This window comes from Streptomyces sp. NPDC048483, assembly GCF_040651455.1.
Lineage (GTDB): Bacteria > Actinomycetota > Actinomycetes > Streptomycetales > Streptomycetaceae > Streptomyces.
On sequence record NZ_JBEZJZ010000004.1, the window covers coordinates 106,659 to 122,948 of the forward strand.

The following is a 16,290-nucleotide window of genomic DNA, read 5'->3' on the forward strand; positions in this document are numbered from 1 at the left end:
CCGCCCATCGCCGTTCATGGAGGCCGGCTCACTCCTCCACCAGGAGCTTGTCCCGCAGCTGCGCGAGTGTGCGGGCCAGGAGGCGTGAGACATGCATCTGGGAGATGCCGACCTCCTGGGCGATCTGGGACTGGGTCATGTTGCCGAAGAAGCGGAGCAGCAGGATCTTCTTCTCGCGCGGCGGAAGATCCTCCAGCAGCGGCTTGAGCGACTCGCGGTACTCCACCCCCTCCAGCGCCTCGTCCTCGGCGCCGAGGGTGTCGGCGACGGCCGGGGACTCGTCGTCCGTGTCCGGCACGTCCAGGGAGAGCGTGCTGTACGCGTTCGCCGACTCCAGGCCCTCCAGGACCTCCTCCTCGGAGATCCCCAGGTGCTCGGCCAGCTCATGAACCGTCGGTGCCCGGCCATGGCGCTGGGAGAGCTCGGCGGTCGCGGTGGTCAGTGACAGCCGCAGCTCCTGGAGGCGGCGCGGGACGCGGACCGCCCAGCCCTTGTCGCGGAAGTGCCGCTTGATCTCGCCGACGACGGTGGGGGTGGCGTACGTGGAGAACTCCACGCCGCGCTCCGGGTCGAAGCGGTCCACCGACTTGATCAGACCGATGGTGGCGACCTGGGTCAGATCGTCCAGCGGCTCGCCGCGGTTGCGGAACCGCCGCGCCAGATGCTCGACGAGCGGCAGATGCATCCGCACCAGGGTGTTGCGCAGCTCCGCGCGCTCCGCAGAGCCGTCGGGGAGCTTGCGCAGCTCGTAGAACATCGCCCGCGCGCCGCTGCGGTCCTGGGGATCGCGCGGCCCGTGGTGATGCTGTTCTTCCTGGGGCTTCTGGTCGGCGACCGGTGGATCGTGCCGGTCCGCCTGCTGCCCCTGCTGCTCGCTCTGGTCCATGTGGTCCGCCCGCTCTGCCTGCTCCGCCGCGTCCAACCGGCCGCCGTGGTCGTCCGTGCCCACCGGATGCGGCCGGGCCTGCTGCTCGGGGATGGCCACACCGGACGCCATCCGCGTGCCGCGTTCGAGATCTTTCACGGGGCCCCCTGCTCGGTCATGACGGTCCGGGACCGGCGCCGCGCTCCTTGTACAGGCTGATGGTGACCGTACGGTCCTCGGCGACGGTGGAATCGACCTTGCCGGCCAGCGCGGAGAGCACCGTCCAGGCGAAGGTGTCGCGCTCCGGGGCACGGCCGTCGGTCGTCGGAGCCGACACGGTCACCTGCAGCGCGTCATCGATCAGACGGAAGACGCAGCTCAGCACACTGCCGGGGACGGCCTGTTGCAGCAGGATCGCGCAGGCCTCGTCGACCGCGATGCGCAGATCCTCGATCTCGTCGAGGGTGAAGTCCAAGCGGGCTGCGAGTCCGGCCGTGGCCGTACGCAGCACAGACAGGTAGGCACCCGCAGCGGGCAGACGGACTTCCACGAAGTCCTGAGTCCCGGGCTCGCCTGCGATCTGGGACACCCTCACCTCCAAGGTGGCACAAGCTGGTTGAGCTGGAATGCTGGATGCCGCCGAGGGCTTCGGGACATCCACGCCGGTCGCGTTCTCCCATCGGGTGAAAGGAGAACGAATCAGCGCAGCACATGGTTCGGCTGTGACGCTATCGCGATCTGCGGGCCGATGTCGCCCGGAAGGAGCACGGCTGCCGTCCGGGCGACGCTTCGGCCCGGAGTCGCCCGGCGCCGTAGCGCTCACTCACTGTTACTTATTGTACGGCTATGGGTACACACCGTGGCTAGAGGTCGGCACTGTCAAATCCATCCCGATTACGCTCCGTTGACGCGCGGGGAGGCGGCAAGGTCGTGCAGCGCCTCTCCAGTGAGCCGGAAGACCGTCCATTCGTCCATGGGTTGCGCGCCGATCGACCGGTAAAAGCCGATGGACGGTTCATTCCAATCCAGGACCGACCACTCGAAACGCTCGTAGCCGCGAGCCACGCAGATCTCGGCCAGGGCCGCGAGCAGCGCCTTGCCGTGGCCGCCGCCGCGCGCCTCGGGACGGACGTACAGGTCCTCCAGATAGACACCGTGCGTGCCCGTCCAGGTCGAGAAGTTCCGGAACCACAGGGCAAAGCCCACCGGGGCGCCGGCCGCCTCCGCGATCAGGGCGAAGGCCGCCGGGTGGGTTCCGAAGAGCGCCTCCTTCAGCTGCGGCTCGGTGGCCCGTGCGGCCTCGGGCTCGCGCTCGTACGCGGCCAGCTCGCCGATCATGGCCAGGATGACGGGGACGTCGCCGGGTGTCGCTTCGCGGATCATGCCGCAAGGCTAAAGGGGCGGCCGGGCGGCCAACGGGGCGGCCGGGAGTGCCTCACACCAGGAGCTGGTCGACGAAGCACCAGCGCCAGTCGTCGCCCGGTTCGAACGACCGCATCACCGGGTGGCCGGTCTCCTTGTAGTGCGCGGTCGCATGCCGGTACGGCGAGGAATCGCAGCAGCCGACGTGGCCGCAGACCAGACACAGCCGCAGTTGTACGGGGTGGCTGCCGGCCGCCAGGCATTCCGGGCAGGTGGCGCTCAGCGGGGCCGGTTCGGCGCGCGGCAGTTCGGGAACATGCGTGCACTCACTCATGATGGCCAGGTTAGATCGCCGGGCGACCAAGGAGGCCGTCGCCTGCCAAGCCACGGGGAACGGGACGGGGACCATGGATGTGATGCCGCTGCTGTTGCTGGTCGCGGGGAGTGCGGCGGTCGCCGGGCTGGCGCGGCGCAGCCCCGTCCCGGCGCCTCTGCTGCTGGTCACCGCCGGGCTCGCGGCGTCGTACATCCCCGGCATCCCCGACTACACCCTCGACCCGCACATCGTGCTGCCGCTGCTGCTGCCCCCTCTGCTGCACACCGCCGCACTGGACAGCTCGTACCTGGACCTGCGGGCCAACCTGCGGCCGGTGGCGCTGCTGTCCTTCGGTTATGTCCTGTTCGCGACCCTGGTGGTGGGCTACGCCGCCTACCTGGTCATCCCGGATCTTCCCCTGACCGCGGCGCTCGTCCTGGGCGCCGTCGTCGCCCCGCCCGACGCCGTCGCGGCCACCGCCATCGCCCGCCGGCTCGGGCTGCCCAGCCGGATCACCACGATTCTGCAGGGCGAATCGCTGGTCAACGACGCCACCGCGATCACCGCCTACAAGGTGGCGCTGGCCGCGGCCGTCGGGGTCGCCGCCACCTGGGCCGACGGCATCAAGGAGTTCGCCGTCGCGTCCCTCGGCGGCATCGGGATCGGTGTCGTCCTGATGGTGCCGCTGCACTGGCTGCGCCTCCGGCTGCGGGACTCGGCGCTGCTGGAGAACACCCTCTCGCTGCTCATCCCGTTCACGGCGTATGCGGCCGCCGAACAGGTCGGCGCCTCCGGGGTGCTCGCCGTCGTCGTGGTCGGCCTCTATCTGGGCCACCGCTCCTGGCAGGTCGACTTCGAGACCCGGCTCCAGGAGGACGCCGTCTGGAAGGTCGTCTCCTTCGTGCTGGAGTCCGCGGTCTTCGCGCTGATCGGGCTCCAGCTGCGGGTGGTGCTGCGCGGCCTGGGGGAGTTCAGCGCGGCCCAGGCCCTTTGGTACGCGGCCGTGGTGTTCGCCGTCGTGGTCGTCGCGCGGTTCGTCTGGGTCTTCCCCGCGACGTATCTGCCGCGCGCCCTGTCGGCCCGGATCCGGGCCCGCGAACCCGATACGAACTGGACCGCGCCGGTCGTCGTCGGCTGGGCCGGGATGCGCGGGGTGGTGTCGCTGGCCATCGCCTTCTCCATCCCCGCCACCGTGCAGGCCGGCGGCCCCTTCCCGGCCCGTAACCTCGTCCTTTTCCTGACCTTCACCACCGTCATCGCCACCCTCGTCGTCCAGGGGCTGACGCTGCCGCCGCTGATCCGCGCCCTGAAGCTGCCCGGCCGCGACGCGCGGGCCGAGACGCTCGCCGAGGCGCAGGCCCAGAGCGAGGCCTCACGGGCGGCGGAGGCGCTGCTGGACGAGCTCCTCGAGGACCGCCGCAACGCGCTTCCAGGGCCCCTCTCCGACCGCCTGCGCACCGTTTTGGAGCGGCGCCGCAACGCCGTGTGGGAACGCCTGGGGACGGTCAACGAGGAAACCGGCGAATCCGCCGACGAGACCTACCGCCGGCTCGCCCGCGAAATGATCGACGCCGAGCGCCGGGTCTTCGTCGAACTCCGCGACGCCCGCCGCATCGACGACGAGATGCTGCGGACGCTGCTGCGCCGGCTGGACCTGGAGGAAGCGGCGGCCTACCGGGAGCGGGCGTAGGGGCGGCCGGCCGGCCTACGGCGTGCCGGTGATGACGGCCGCAACCGTGCTGCCCGGCGCGAAGGCGTCCTCCTCGGCCAGGGTCGTCAGGCCGTACAGCAGCTTGGCGACATAGACGCGTTCCACGGGGAGGCCGTGGCGGTTCTCGAAGGCGGCGGCGAATGCGTCGAGCTCGGGGGTGGTGCGGGCGTATCCGCCGCCGTGGAAGCGGGGGTCCAGGCGCCAGTTGCCGCGGCGGGCGCCGAAGGCCGTGCGTTGCAGTTCCCCGACCGTCTCCTGGAGGAAGTGCCGGCCACCGGGGCCGCCGCCCTTGAGGACGGGGAAGCCGATGGCCTGCTGGTCCGGAGCGAGCCCGGCGGCCAGTCCCGCCAGGGTGCCGCCCGTTCCGCAGGCCACCGCGACCGTGTCAGCGGTGCCGCGCAGCTCGCGTCCGAGTTCCGTACAGCCTTGCGCGGCAAGGGAGTTGCTGCCGCCCTCCGGTATGACGCGGAAGGCGCCGAAGTGGCTGCGGAGGCCGGCGAGCACGTCCGGGTCGGTCTTGCGGCGGTAGGTGGCCCGGTCGAGGAAGTGCAGCCGCATGCCGTCGGCGGCGCAGCGGGCCAGGGACGGGTTGAGGGGGGCGGCGGCCAGCTCGTCGCCCCGGACCACGCCGATGGTGGCGAAGCCGAGGAGACGGCCGGCCGCCGCGGTGGCGCGCAGATGGTTGGAGTACGCGCCGCCGAAGGTCAGCAGCGCGCGCTCACCGGCCGCGGCAGCGGCCCGCAGGTTGGGCGCGAGCTTGCGCCACTTGTTGCCCGGCAGGTCGGGGTGGATCAGGTCGTCCCGCTTGAGCAGCAGCCGGATGCCGCGCCGCGCGAACGGCTCGTCCTCGATCTCCTGGAGGGGCGAGGGGAGGCGGGGGCGCAGCGCATCGGGGTCGGGGACGGGGCGGGACATGCCGCCCATTGTCCCCCGCCCTCACTTCAGGCGTTCGCGGATGCGCTCGCGCAGCCGGTCCATGGTGAAGCCGCGCGGGTCGATCTTGCCCGGCTGCCACTCCCGATGACCGATCACCGAGCGCTCGCTCCACCCGTGAGCCCGGCACAGTGCGGCCGCGGCCTTCTCCAGTGCCGCCTTCTGGGCCGACGGCCACGGATCCGAGCCGTCGCCGAGGTTCTCGCACTCGAAGCCGTAGAAGACCTGATTGCCGTCGGTGTCGGTGTCGTTCGCCGGCGGCAGCCGCTTCTCGGCGGTCACCGCCCGCAGGACGTCGCCGTCACCGAGCCCGGCGTGGTTGGCGCGGCCGCAGCCGACCAGGTGCACCGTGCCGTCCTTGGCGATCACGCCGTGGCAGAGCGGGCCCGGCAGGTCCGTGTGGCCGTTGTAGCAGAGCCGCACGGTGTTCTCGGTGCCGGACGTCGCGGTGTGGTGCACCATGACGCCGTGCACCGGACCCCACGGGCCCATGTGCTCGCGGTTGTGCGTCGTCCAGTCGCCCACCTCGACGACCCGCAGCCCCTCGGCCTGGAGCGCATCGAGAAAACGGGCAGCGGACAGCGGTACGGCCATGACCGGCTCCGATCCGTACGCGGCGGCCGCCGACCGCGCACCGCCTCATGCCTCGCTTCTACGGGATGGGTCGGGACCGATGGAGTGGAACGGCATAAAACGGACCGGCTGTTCGGTGGGTGTGCGAGCGATTCCGGCCGGGGAGGCCCCGCCGTCAGCTGTGCAGGAACGCGTCCCCGTGGGCGTTGATGTGGGCCTCGAGCGCGCCGAGCGCGTCCCGGGTCGCCTCGGGTGTGCCGCTGCCGCTGCGCTCGGCGTAGTACGCGGCGCCCAGTTTCCTCACCAGCTCGGAGCCCGCGCGATGCGCCTGCACCTCGTCGACCTTCTGTTTGCCCTGCGCCAGGCCGCGCTGCGCCTGCTCCTTGGCCCGGTCGAGAAACCCTGTCATTGCTGCCTCCGTGACGTCGCTGCGGTAGCTGTCGTAGGTCAGGTAAGGGATGAAAGCGATCAATGGAATCAACGGCGCGGACGGCCGTGGGGTTCCCGTGCCAGGCTGGAGTACAGGGGCGAAGGGCGCGACACGGGTGGGCCGCACGGCGCAAGCGGATACCGCGAGCGGAGGTCCTGGCTTGCCGGTGCGGTGCTGTGGACCAACACCCTCCTGCCCTCGGCGCGGCCGGTGCTGCCCGACGGCTCTGCGGATCTGATCTGGACGCAGGGGCGGCTCCTGGTGGCGGGGCCAGACACCGGGCCGTATCAGCCGGAGCGGGTGGCGCGGCGCCCGGCACGAGCTACGCAGGGCTGCGGTTCTCGCCCGGGCAGGGGCCCGCCGTCTTCGGCGTACCGGCCCATGAACTGCGAAATCCGCGGGTCCCGTTGGAGGACCTGTGGCCCGCGGGGCGGGTGCGTGAGCCGGCCGGGCGGGTGGCCGACGAAGGGGCGGGCGCACTGGAGGAGGCCGCCGCGGCCCGTTTGCGGGAGGCCCCGGCGCCGGCGCCGGACGCCCGGACCGCCGCCATCGCCGGGGCCCTGGCCCGCGGCCGTCCCGTCGCCGAGGTCGCCCGCACCGCCGGGATCGGCGAGCGCCGGCTGCACCGCTTCAGCCTGGACGCGTTCGGCTACGGCCCCAAGACCCTCACCCGGGTGCTGCGGCTGGTGCGGGCCCTCGCCCTCGCGCGCCCCGGGACGCCGTACGCCGAGGTCGCGGCCCGCGCCGGATGCGCGGACCAGGCGCATCTCGCACGCGAGGTGAAGGCGCCGGCGGGGGCTCCGATGGGGGTGGTCCTCGCGTCGGGTTAGCGTGTGCCCCATGGACTACCAGGCCGTGATCGAAGAGGTAGCGGCCCACGCCCGGCCCTACGTGGGGCAGGGACAGGTCGCCGACTACATACCGGCGCTGGAAAGGGTGGCCCCGGACCGCTTCGGGATCGCGGTCGCCGACATCGACGGCAAGGTGTACGGGGTCGGCGACTGGGAGATCCCGTTCTCCGTCCAGTCCATCTCGAAGACCTTCTCGCTGGCGCTGGTGATGGCCCAGAGCCACAGCAGCGGCGGCGACGGCGACATCTGGCGGCGGGTGGGCCGCGAGCCGTCCGGTACGCCGTTCAACTCGCTGGTCCAGCTGGAGGCGGAGAACGGCATTCCGCGCAACCCGTTCATCAACGCGGGCGCCCTGGTGGTCACCGACCGGCTCCAGACCCTCACCGGGGACGCCAGCACCTCGCTGCTGGACTTCCTGCGTGAGGAGAGCGGCAATCCGGAGCTGGCCTTCGACCAGGCGGTGGCCGGCTCCGAGGCCGAGCACGGCGACCGCAACGCCGCGCTGGCGCACTTCATGGCGTCCTTCGGCAACCTGGAGAACCCCGTCCCCAGCGTCATCGAGCACTACTTCTGGCAGTGCTCGATAGAGATGAGCTGCCGCGACCTGGCCGTCGCCGGCGGCTTCCTGGCCCGCCACGGCCTGCGCGCCGACGGCAGCCGGCTGCTTCAGGCGCGCGAGGCCAAGCGGATCAATGCGGTGATGCTGACCTGCGGGACGTACGACGCGGCGGGAGAGTTCGCCTACCGGGTGGGGCTGCCCGCCAAGAGCGGCGTCGGCGGCGGGATCGTCGCCGTGGTGCCGGGCCGCTGCACGCTGTGCGTGTGGAGTCCGGGGCTGGACGCCCGCGGCAACTCGGTCGCGGGAGCGGCGGCGCTCGACCAGTTCACGACGTTGACCGGGTGGTCGGTGTTCTGACCCGGCCGCCTGCCTGCCGTTGTGGCCCGCCCCCGCTCGGCGCATCGTTGGGCTAGGAGGTGCACCGCCATGGACCACGAGATCCGCGCCGAATACGAGGAAGGCGTCCTGCCGCACAAGGACACGCCGGTCAAGCTCTGGCACATGTGCCGGGTGGGCAGCACCACGGCGATGTGCGGACGGGACCTGGCCCCGGCCGCCGCCGTCCTGGCCCACGACCTCTGGGGCACGCCCAAGGCCGAGCCCTTCTGCTTCCTCTGCGGCGCGCAGTACCTGCGCGAACAGCCGTGAGCAGGCGCAGGTACCGCGGCGGCGCCCGCTACGCCGGCGGTGCGAAGAGGTCCACCCCACGGCCGTCCGGATCCCGTACGACCGCGTAGCGCCGGCCACAGAACGCGTCCCACCTCAGGCGCAGCCCTCCGGGGAGCTGCGCCTCGGCGTGCGGGGCGGTGTCCGCCCCGGCGGGGACGTCGAGGCCCGGGCGGCGGTAGAAGGCGGGCGAGGCGGCCATATCGGTGACGACCATGCCGAGGGCCGCGAAACGGGGCGCGGGAGAACCGGGGGAGGGGGAGGAGCGGTGGTCATGCGGCGAGCGCAGGAGCCCGCCGCGCCGTGGTCTTGAACGAATCGGACACGGAACGGATCGGACACGGGACGGAACCGGACACGGGACGGAACCGGACACCCCGCCTCACGGGCAGCGGATGACCTGCCCCGCGTACGAGAGATTGCCGCCGAAGGCGAAGAGGAGGACAGGTGCGCCGGAGGGGATCTCGCGGCGTTCGACCAGCTTGGACAGGGCCAGCGGCACCGAGGCGGCGGAGGTGTTGCCGGAGTCGACGACGTCCTTGGCGACCACTGCGTTGACGGCGCCGATCCGCTCCGCGACCGGCTCGATGATCCGCAGGTTGGCCTGGTGGAGCACCACACCGGCGAGGTCCTCGGGGCGGATGCCGGAGCGCTCGCAGACCTGGCGGGCGATGGCGGGGAGCTGGGTGGTTGCCCAGCGGTAGACCGTCTGGCCCTCCTGGGCGAACCGGGCCGGCTCGCCCTCGATCCGTACCGCATTGCCCATCTGGGGGACCGAGCCCCACAGCACCGGGCCGATCCCCGGCTCCGGCTCCTCGGAGGCGGTGACCACCGCGGCGCCGGCCCCGTCGCCCACCAGGACGCAGGTCGTCCGGTCGCTCCAGTCGACCACGTCGGTGAACTTCTCCGCCCCGATGACCAGCGCGTTTCTCGCCGAACCGGCCCGGATGGCGTGGTCGGCGGTGGCCAGCGCATGGGTGAAGCCGGAGCAGACGACGTTGATGTCCATCGTGGCCGGCGCGGCCAGACCGAGGCGGGCGGCGACCCGGGCCGCGGCGTTCGGGCTGCGGTCGGCGGCCGTGCAGGTGGCGACCAGGACGAGGTCGATGTCGTGCGGGGCCACTCCGCTCGTGGCGAGCGCCTTGGCGGCGGCCTCGGCCGCCATCGAGTCGACCGTCTCGTCCGCCGCCGCGATGTGCCGGGTACGGATGCCGACGCGGCTGCGGATCCAGGCGTCGTCGGTCTCGACGAGCTGGGCGAGGTCATCGTTGGTGAGCACCCGGGAGGGCTGGTAATGGCCGAGCGCCAGGACGCGTGACCCCGTCATGAGTTCCCCTGTAGGTACGTGGGCGGGCGGGTACGCGACCAGTCTCACCCTTGGGTGCCGGCCGGCGGTTGCGCGATCCGCCAATCTTCCGCTGTCAGAACTGGAGAGATCCGACCGCTCGGCCGTCTCCACGGGGCGCCCCGCACCGTGCCGGGGACGTGCACGGTGCCGGGCGGGCGCGTACGGACGGGGGTGCGTACGCACAGGGGCGCGTACGGACAGAGGCGCGTACGGACAGGGGGACAGCGGTCCCGTCCGCCCGATCCAACGGCAGCGGCGGGGCGTGGCCGGGGATTGCGCCGTCTGCGGGCGCGGCGCCGGGCATGCCGCGGCCCCGGCAGCGGGTGCTGCCGGGGCCGCGGCGAGGAGGGCCGCGTCAGCCGCGGGCCGGCTCCGCCGTCAGTGCCCGGAAGCGCCGCAGCCGCAGGCTGTTGCCGACCACGAAGACCGACGAGAAAGCCATCGCGGCGCCCGCGATCATCGGGTTGAGCAGGCCGGCGGCGGCCAGCGGCAGCGCCGCGACGTTGTAGCCGAAGGCCCAGAACAGGTTGGTGCGGATGGTGCCCAGGGTGGTGCGGGCGAGGCGGATGGCGTCCGCCGCGGCGCGCAGATCGCCCCGTACGAGGGTCAGGTCACCGGCCTCGATGGCGGCGTCGGTGCCGGTGCCCATCGCCAGCCCCAGGTCGGCGCGGGCCAGGGCGGCCGCGTCGTTGACGCCGTCGCCGACCATGGCGACCGATCGGCCCTCGCCCTGGAGGCGCTCGACGACGGCCACCTTGTCCTCGGGCAGCACCTCGGCGATCACCTCGTCGATGCCGACCTCCCGGGCGACCGCCTCGGCCACCGCCTTGTTGTCGCCGGTGAGCAGGACCGGGGTCAGGCCCAGGGCGCGCAGCCGGCGGACCGCCTCGGCGCTGGTGGGCTTGACCGCGTCCGAGACCACCAGCACCGCGCGGGCCGCGCCGTCCCAGCCGACGGCGACCGCGGTGCGGCCCGCCGCCTCCGCCTCGTTCCTGGCGGTCACCAGCTCGGGCGGCAGCTGCTGGCTCCAGTCCCGCAGCAGCCGCTCGCGGCCGACGAGGACGGCGTGCCCGTCGACGATGCCCTGGACGCCGAGGCCGGGGACGTTGGCGAAGTCCTCGGGGACGGGCAGGGGGCCGGCCGCCTCCTGGGCGGCGGTGGCGACGGCGCGGGCGATGGGGTGCTCGGAGGAGTGCTCCAGGGCGCCGGCCAGCCGCAGCGCCTGCTCACGGGAGACGCCCTCGGCCAGGTGGATGCCGGTCAGCGTCATCACGCCGGTGGTGACCGTGCCGGTCTTGTCCAGCACGATGGTGTCGACCGTGCGGGTGGACTCCAGGACCTCGGGCCCCTTGAGCAGGATGCCCAGCTGGGCGCCCCGTCCGGTGCCGACCATCAGCGCGGTCGGAGTGGCCAGGCCCAGGGCGCACGGGCAGGCGATGATCAGTACGGCGACGGCGGCGGTGAACGCGGCCACCGCGCCCGCGCCGGTGCCCAGCCAGTACCCCAGGGTGCCGACGGCGAGCGCGATCACGACGGGCACGAACACCGCGGAGATCCGGTCGGCGAGCCGCTGGGCCGCGGCCTTGCCGTTCTGTGCGTCCTCCACCAGGCGCGCCATCCGGGCGAGCTGGGTGTCCGCGCCGACCCTGGTGGCCTCGACGACGAGCCGGCCGCCCGCGTTGACGGTCGCCCCGGTGACGGTGTCGCCGGGCGAGACCTCCACCGGGACGGACTCGCCGGTGAGCATCGACGCATCCACGGCGGAGGCGCCCTCCACCACCCGGCCGTCGGTGGCGATCTTCTCCCCGGGCCGTACGACGAACCGGTCCCCGACGCTCAACCCGTCCGTGGGGATGCGCACTTCGCGGCCCTCCCGCAGCACGGCGACGTCCTTGGCGCCCAGTTCCAGCAGCGCCCGCAGCGCCGCGCCCGCCTTCCGCTTCGACCGGGCCTCGAAGTAGCGGCCCGCCAGGACGAAGGCGGTGACGCCGGCCGCCGCCTCCAGATAGATGCTGCCGCTGCCGTCCGTACGGGCGAGCGTCAGCGCGAAGGGGTGCGTCATGCCGGGCATGCCCGCGGTCCCGAAGAACAGCGCCCACAGCGACCAGCCGAGCGCGGCGAGCGTGCCCATCGAGATGAGCGTGTCCATGGTGGTGGCGCCGTGCCGCAGATTCGTCCAGGCGGCCCGGTGGAACGGCCAGGCTCCGTAGGCCACCACCGGGGCGGCCAGGGTCAGCGACAGCCACTGCCAGTTGGTGAACTGCAGGGCCGGGACCATCGCCATCAGGACGACGGGGACGGAGAGGGCGAGGGAGATGACGAGCCGGTGGCGGAGGGAGGCGAGGGCGTCGTCCCGGTCGTCGGGCCGGTCGCCGTCGTCCTCGGTGGGCGCCGGGGCCGGCGGCTCGGGGAGCGCGGCGGTGTAGCCGGTCTTCACGACGGTGGCGATCAGGTCCGCGGCCTCGATGCCGCTGCCGTCCGCGACCGCCACCTTCGCCTTCTCGGTGGCGTAGTTGACGGTGGCGGTCACCCCCTCCATGCGGTTGAGCTTCTTCTCGATACGGGCGGCGCACGAGGCGCAGGTCATCCCGCCGATCTCCAGCTCGACGCGGCGCTCACCGATCACGGTCGTCATGAGTGCTCCTTCGTGTGCTGCACGTACGGTGCGGGGGACGGCGGCGGGCGGCCGGCGTCCAGTAGACAGAATCATATACCCCCCTAGGGTATTCCGTCACCCCGTCCCCGGAGCGTTCATGTCACCCCGCCCCGTCACCCCGTCCCCTGGTCCGCCTCCTCGGCCCCCGCCGCCCGCAGTGCCCGGCCGCCCATCGCCCGCAGATAGGCGACCAGCTCCGGCGGCTCGTGCACCGTGAACTCGCGCCCCAGCATGGTCAGCCGCATCGCCAGCCACTCCAGCGAATCCGGTGCGCTGTGCCACCGGCACGACTCCGCGTCGATCGCCTCGACCTCCCCCGCCCGGCCGCCCAGCCGCGCCGCCACCTCCGCGGCCGGCCCGTACACCGTCGCCACCGCCCGCCGCGCCGCCGGACCCCTCTCCTGCATCCGCCCCCGGAAGAAGGCCGCGGCATCGGCGGCGGGCAGCTCGCGCGGCGGGGTCCGTACGCCCGTCGGGAACGCCTCGGTCAGCCGGTCCACCCGGAAGATCCGCCAGTCCTCGCGGCCGTTGTCGTACGCGACGAGATACCAGCGCCGCCCCGCCGCCACCAGCCGGTGCGGCTCCACCAGGCGCTTGGTGCGCTCGCCCGCGCCCGCCTGATACCGGAACCGCACCCGCTCGTGGTTGGTGATCGCCGCGGCGAGCACGGTCAGCTGCTCCGGGTCGACGGTCGGGCCGTCGCCGGCCGGCATCGGGACGGTGGCGCTGCCGAGCGCGCCCACCCGCCGCCGCAGCCGGGCCGGCAGCACCTGTTCCAGCTTGGCGAGCGCCCGTACGGACGCCTCCTCGATGCCCGCGATGGTGTGCCCGGCTGCCGAGCGCAGGCCCACCGCGATGGCCACCGCCTCCTCGTCGTCCAGCAGCAGGGGCGGCATGGCCGTGCCCGCGGCCAGCCGGTAGCCGCCCTCCGCGCCCATCGTCGCGTGCACCGGATAGCCCAGCTCGCGCAGCCGCCCGATGTCGCGGCGGATCGTCCGGGGGGTCACCCCCAGCCGCTCGGCCAGCTCGCTGCCCGGCCACTCGCGCGGGGTCTGGAGCAGGGACAGGAGATTCAGGATGCGTGCGGATGTCTCACTCATGTCCTTGATGATGCGGCACGAAGTAGGACCGGAACCGTCCTATACGCCTCCTAGTGTCGAGGACGTCCGGTGACCTCTCCGGACACGTCGCCCGTCCCAGGAGCCCAGGAGAACACCATGGCCACGACCGTCCCCGCGCCCGCCGAGGCGGCCGAAGCGGCACCCCCGCACCCCGAAGCGGCACCCCCGCACACCGGACCGGCCCCCACCGGCCGCAGGCGCTGGACAGCCCTGGCCGTCGTCCTGACCGCCAGCTTCATGGACCTGGTCGACGCGACCATCGTCAACATCGCCCTCCCGGACATCCAGCGGGACACCGGCGCCTCCTTCAGCGCCCTGCAGTGGATCACCGCGGGATACGCCCTCGCCTTCGCCATCGGCCTGATCACCGGCGGCCGCCTCGGCGACATCTACGGCCGCAAGAAGCTCTTCCTGGCCGGTATGGCCGGCTTCACCCTCGCCTCCGCGCTCTGCGGGCTCGCCACGGGCCCCGGAATGCTGGTCGGCGCGCGGGTGCTGCAGGGCGCGATGGCCGCGCTGATGGTGCCGCAGGTGCTGGCGATCATCCATGTCAGCTTCCCGGCGAACGAGCGCGGCAAGGTCTTCGGGATGTTCGGCGCGGTGATCGGGCTCGGCGCGGTCTGCGGGCCGCTGATCGGCGCGCTGCTCACCGAGGGCAATCTCTTCGGCCTGGAATGGCGCCCGATCTTCCTGATCAATCTGCCCGTCGGCCTCGCCGGCATCGCGCTCGGCGCCCGCTTCGTCACCGAGTCCAGGGCCCCGCGCGCACTCCGTCTCGACCTCATCGGCACCGCGCTGGCCACCCTCGGCCTGCTGATGGTCCTCTACCCGCTCACCCAGGGCCGCGAGTCCGGCTGGCCGCTGTGGGGCTTTGTCTCGATGGCCGCGAGCCCGCTCGTCCTCGCGCTGTTCGTCCGTTACGAGCGCGCGAAGGCCCGCAAGGACGGCTCGCCGCTGGTCGAACTCTCCCTCTTCAGGATCCGGACCTTCGCGGCCGGCGCCGGCGTCCAGCTCACCTTCGGCGCGGTCAGCGGCCTGTTCTTCCTGATCTGGACGCTCCATATGCAGCTCGGTCTGGGCTGGGGACCGCTGCACGCCGGGCTGACCGGGGTGCCGTTCTCGCTGGCCTGCTCGACCGCGGCCGGGATGTCCGTGCAGAAGCTGGTGCCGCGCTTCGGCCGCAAGGTCCTCCAGGCGGGCGCGCTGATCATGCTGTCCGGGGCGCTGCTCTACATCTGGGAGGCCGGGCGATACGGCACCGCGATGGAGTCCTGGCAGATGGCTCCCGCGATGCTGCTGATGGGCGCGGGCATGGGCCTGATCGTCGCCCCGATCACCGACTCGGTGCTCTCCGAGGTCCCCACCGCGCACTCCGGATCGGCCTCCGGCATCTTCAACACCACCGGCCAGCTGGGGATGGCGCTGGGCCTGGGCCTGTCCTCGGTGGCGTTCTTCGGGATCACGGACGGCACGGGCGGCGGGACCGCACCGGGCGCCGCCTTCGTCTCGGCCACCACGAACGCCCTGTGGTGGGTCTCGGGCGGCCTGGTCATCGTCTTCGGCCTGCTGTTCCTGCTGCCGCGCCGGGTACGTACGCAGGACGCCCCGGCCTCCTGACGCAGCAGCCGCCGCCCCTCCCGAACCGAAGGAGCCCTCAGCGTGTCGACCCGCCCGACCCTCACCTGGTCCGATGTCAGTGCCCGCCGCCTGGAGCGCGCCGGGCTCGCGGGGGCGCCGCTGCCGCCGGACCCCGCGGGGATCGCCGCCGCGATGTGCGGGGCGCACGCCCAGGTCCTGTCCGCCGCCGAGCTCTCGCTCATGCTGCGCACCGACCACGGGACCCGCGTGGCCGTACGGGATGCCCTCTGGACCGACCGGACCCTGGTCAAGACGTACGGCCCGCGCGGCACGGTGCATCTGCTGCCCGCCGCCGACCTGGCGATGTGGACCGGCGCGCTGTCCGCCGTACCGGCCGGCAGCAGCCCGTCCCCCCAGGGCGTACGGCTCACCCCGGACCAGACCGACCAGGTCCTCGCCGCCATCGAGGACGCCCTGGAGGAGGCCGAGCCGACCATCGACGAGCTGGGCGAGGCGGTGGTCGCCGCCACCGGGCCCTGGGCGGGCGACTTGGTGATGCCCGCCTTCCAGGGCATGTGGCCCCGCTGGCGCCAGGTCATGCACCGGGCCGGTCAGCGCGGCGCCCTCTGCTTCGGCCCCGGCCGGGGCCGCAAGGTCACCTACACCAGCCCCCGGCGCGCCCTGCCCGGCTTCTGCCCGATGGACGGCCCGACCGCCCTCGCCGCCCTGGTACGGCGCTATCTGTACGCCTACGGCCCGGCCACCTCCGCCGACTTCGCCACCTGGCTCGGCGCCCCGCCCCGCTGGGCGGCGGATCTCTTCGCCTCCCTGGCCGACGGCCTTCAGCAGGTCGACTTCGCCGGCGCACCCGCCTGGATCATGGCCGGCGACACATCGGGCCCCACCGCGGACCCTGCCCCGGTCCGCCTCCTCCCCTACTTCGACGCCTACGGCATCGCCTCCCGCCCCCGTGACCTGCTCTTTCCCGGCCGGGCGGCGGAGCGCGCGCTGGCCGGGCGGCAGGCCGGGAACTATCCGGTGGTGCTGATCGACGGGGTCGTCGGCGGCGTCTGGCACCAGCGCCGCGCAGGCCGCCGCGTCCATGTCACGGTCGAGCCGCTGGCGCCGCTGACCGCCGGGCGGCGGCGCGCCCTGGAGGCCCAGGTGCAGCGGGTCGGTGAAATCCTGGAGGGGGCGGCGGAGTTGACGACCGGCACGGTCACGGTGGGCCCGCACGCCTGACGCGGGCGGCCGCCGGGGCCGCCGCGGAGCGCCCCGCCCGGCCGTAAAAACCGGGCCGCGGCCGTACCGTTCCCGCCCT

17 protein-coding genes are annotated in these 16,290 nt (G+C 73.0%); 6 read left to right on the forward strand and 11 right to left on the reverse strand.

Going from position 1 to position 16,290, the window contains the following annotated elements:
- Nucleotides 1–28 precede the first annotated feature (28 nt).
- The 4 genes from AB0D04_RS03570 to AB0D04_RS03585 form a co-directional block, all read right to left on the reverse strand.
- A complete protein-coding gene (locus AB0D04_RS03570) occupies nt 29–997 on the reverse strand; it encodes an RNA polymerase sigma factor SigF (RefSeq protein WP_362699099.1) in 969 nt (322 codons plus the stop codon).
- Between the two features lie 43 nt (nt 998–1,040).
- The gene (locus tag AB0D04_RS03575; protein WP_003985353.1) at nt 1,041–1,454 is read right to left on the reverse strand and encodes an anti-sigma factor; all 414 of its coding nucleotides are present in this window, start codon (nt 1,452–1,454) and stop codon (nt 1,041–1,043) included.
- 305 nt (nt 1,455–1,759) lie between these two features.
- Complete coding sequence (locus AB0D04_RS03580; RefSeq protein ID WP_362698949.1) at nt 1,760–2,248, reverse strand: GNAT family N-acetyltransferase; 489 nt, start codon at nt 2,246–2,248, stop codon at nt 1,760–1,762.
- A 52-nt stretch (nt 2,249–2,300) separates the two neighbouring features.
- Nucleotides 2,301–2,561: a UBP-type zinc finger domain-containing protein gene (locus AB0D04_RS03585; RefSeq protein ID WP_362698951.1), complete on the reverse strand. Its 261-nt coding sequence runs from the start codon at nt 2,559–2,561 to the stop codon at nt 2,301–2,303.
- A 73-nt stretch (nt 2,562–2,634) separates the two neighbouring features.
- Here AB0D04_RS03585 and AB0D04_RS03590 point away from each other — a divergent pair, with 73 nt between their 5' ends.
- Complete coding sequence (locus AB0D04_RS03590; protein WP_362698953.1) at nt 2,635–4,233, forward strand: Na+/H+ antiporter; 1,599 nt, start codon at nt 2,635–2,637, stop codon at nt 4,231–4,233.
- Nucleotides 4,234–4,248: 15 nt separating this feature from the next.
- Here the strand turns inward: AB0D04_RS03590 and AB0D04_RS03595 are convergent, their stop codons facing one another.
- From AB0D04_RS03595 to AB0D04_RS03605, 3 genes are all read right to left on the reverse strand, one after another.
- Nucleotides 4,249–5,169, reverse strand: a complete 921-nt coding sequence (locus tag AB0D04_RS03595) for a pyridoxal-phosphate dependent enzyme (RefSeq protein WP_362698955.1) — start codon at nt 5,167–5,169, stop codon at nt 4,249–4,251.
- A 21-nt stretch (nt 5,170–5,190) separates the two neighbouring features.
- Nucleotides 5,191–5,781 (reverse strand): N-acetylmuramoyl-L-alanine amidase, encoded by a 591-nt coding sequence (locus AB0D04_RS03600; protein ID WP_362698957.1) that lies wholly within the window; start codon nt 5,779–5,781, stop codon nt 5,191–5,193.
- A 154-nt stretch (nt 5,782–5,935) separates the two neighbouring features.
- A complete protein-coding gene (locus AB0D04_RS03605; RefSeq protein ID WP_362698959.1) occupies nt 5,936–6,169 on the reverse strand; it encodes a hypothetical protein in 234 nt (77 codons plus the stop codon).
- A 428-nt stretch (nt 6,170–6,597) separates the two neighbouring features.
- Between AB0D04_RS03605 and AB0D04_RS03610 the strand changes: the two genes are divergently transcribed.
- The 3 genes from AB0D04_RS03610 (at nt 6,598) to AB0D04_RS03620 (ending at nt 8,248) form a co-directional block, all read left to right on the forward strand.
- The gene (locus tag AB0D04_RS03610) at nt 6,598–7,020 is read left to right on the forward strand and encodes a helix-turn-helix domain-containing protein (RefSeq protein WP_362698961.1); all 423 of its coding nucleotides are present in this window, start codon (nt 6,598–6,600) and stop codon (nt 7,018–7,020) included.
- Nucleotides 7,021–7,030: 10 nt separating this feature from the next.
- The gene (locus AB0D04_RS03615; protein ID WP_362698963.1) at nt 7,031–7,957 is read left to right on the forward strand and encodes a glutaminase; all 927 of its coding nucleotides are present in this window, start codon (nt 7,031–7,033) and stop codon (nt 7,955–7,957) included.
- 69 nt (nt 7,958–8,026) lie between these two features.
- Nucleotides 8,027–8,248, forward strand: coding sequence for a hypothetical protein (locus AB0D04_RS03620; RefSeq protein ID WP_362698965.1), 222 nt, complete (start codon nt 8,027–8,029; stop codon nt 8,246–8,248).
- Nucleotides 8,249–8,276: 28 nt separating this feature from the next.
- Here AB0D04_RS03620 and AB0D04_RS03625 read toward each other — a convergent pair whose 3' ends face one another.
- The 4 genes from AB0D04_RS03625 to AB0D04_RS03640 all read right to left on the reverse strand — a co-directional run bounded on the left by AB0D04_RS03625 (nt 8,277) and on the right by AB0D04_RS03640 (nt 13,370).
- Nucleotides 8,277–8,483 carry a hypothetical protein gene (locus AB0D04_RS03625; protein WP_362698967.1) on the reverse strand — a complete coding sequence of 69 codons (207 nt, stop codon included), beginning with the start codon at nt 8,481–8,483 and terminating at the stop codon, nt 8,277–8,279.
- Nucleotides 8,484–8,648: 165 nt separating this feature from the next.
- The gene (locus AB0D04_RS03630; RefSeq protein WP_362698969.1) at nt 8,649–9,593 is read right to left on the reverse strand and encodes a beta-ketoacyl-ACP synthase III; all 945 of its coding nucleotides are present in this window, start codon (nt 9,591–9,593) and stop codon (nt 8,649–8,651) included.
- 376 nt (nt 9,594–9,969) lie between these two features.
- Nucleotides 9,970–12,249, reverse strand: coding sequence for a heavy metal translocating P-type ATPase (locus tag AB0D04_RS03635; protein ID WP_362698971.1), 2,280 nt, complete (start codon nt 12,247–12,249; stop codon nt 9,970–9,972).
- Between the two features lie 134 nt (nt 12,250–12,383).
- The gene (locus tag AB0D04_RS03640) at nt 12,384–13,370 is read right to left on the reverse strand and encodes a YafY family protein (protein ID WP_362698973.1); all 987 of its coding nucleotides are present in this window, start codon (nt 13,368–13,370) and stop codon (nt 12,384–12,386) included.
- 117 nt (nt 13,371–13,487) lie between these two features.
- Here AB0D04_RS03640 and AB0D04_RS03645 point away from each other — a divergent pair, with 117 nt between their 5' ends.
- Together AB0D04_RS03645 and AB0D04_RS03650 are read left to right on the forward strand one after the other, a co-directional pair.
- Nucleotides 13,488–15,008, forward strand: coding sequence for an MFS transporter (locus tag AB0D04_RS03645; RefSeq protein WP_362698975.1), 1,521 nt, complete (start codon nt 13,488–13,490; stop codon nt 15,006–15,008).
- Between the two features lie 42 nt (nt 15,009–15,050).
- A complete protein-coding gene (locus AB0D04_RS03650; protein WP_362698977.1) occupies nt 15,051–16,211 on the forward strand; it encodes a winged helix DNA-binding domain-containing protein in 1,161 nt (386 codons plus the stop codon).
- The last annotated feature ends 79 nt before the right edge of the window (nt 16,212–16,290 follow it).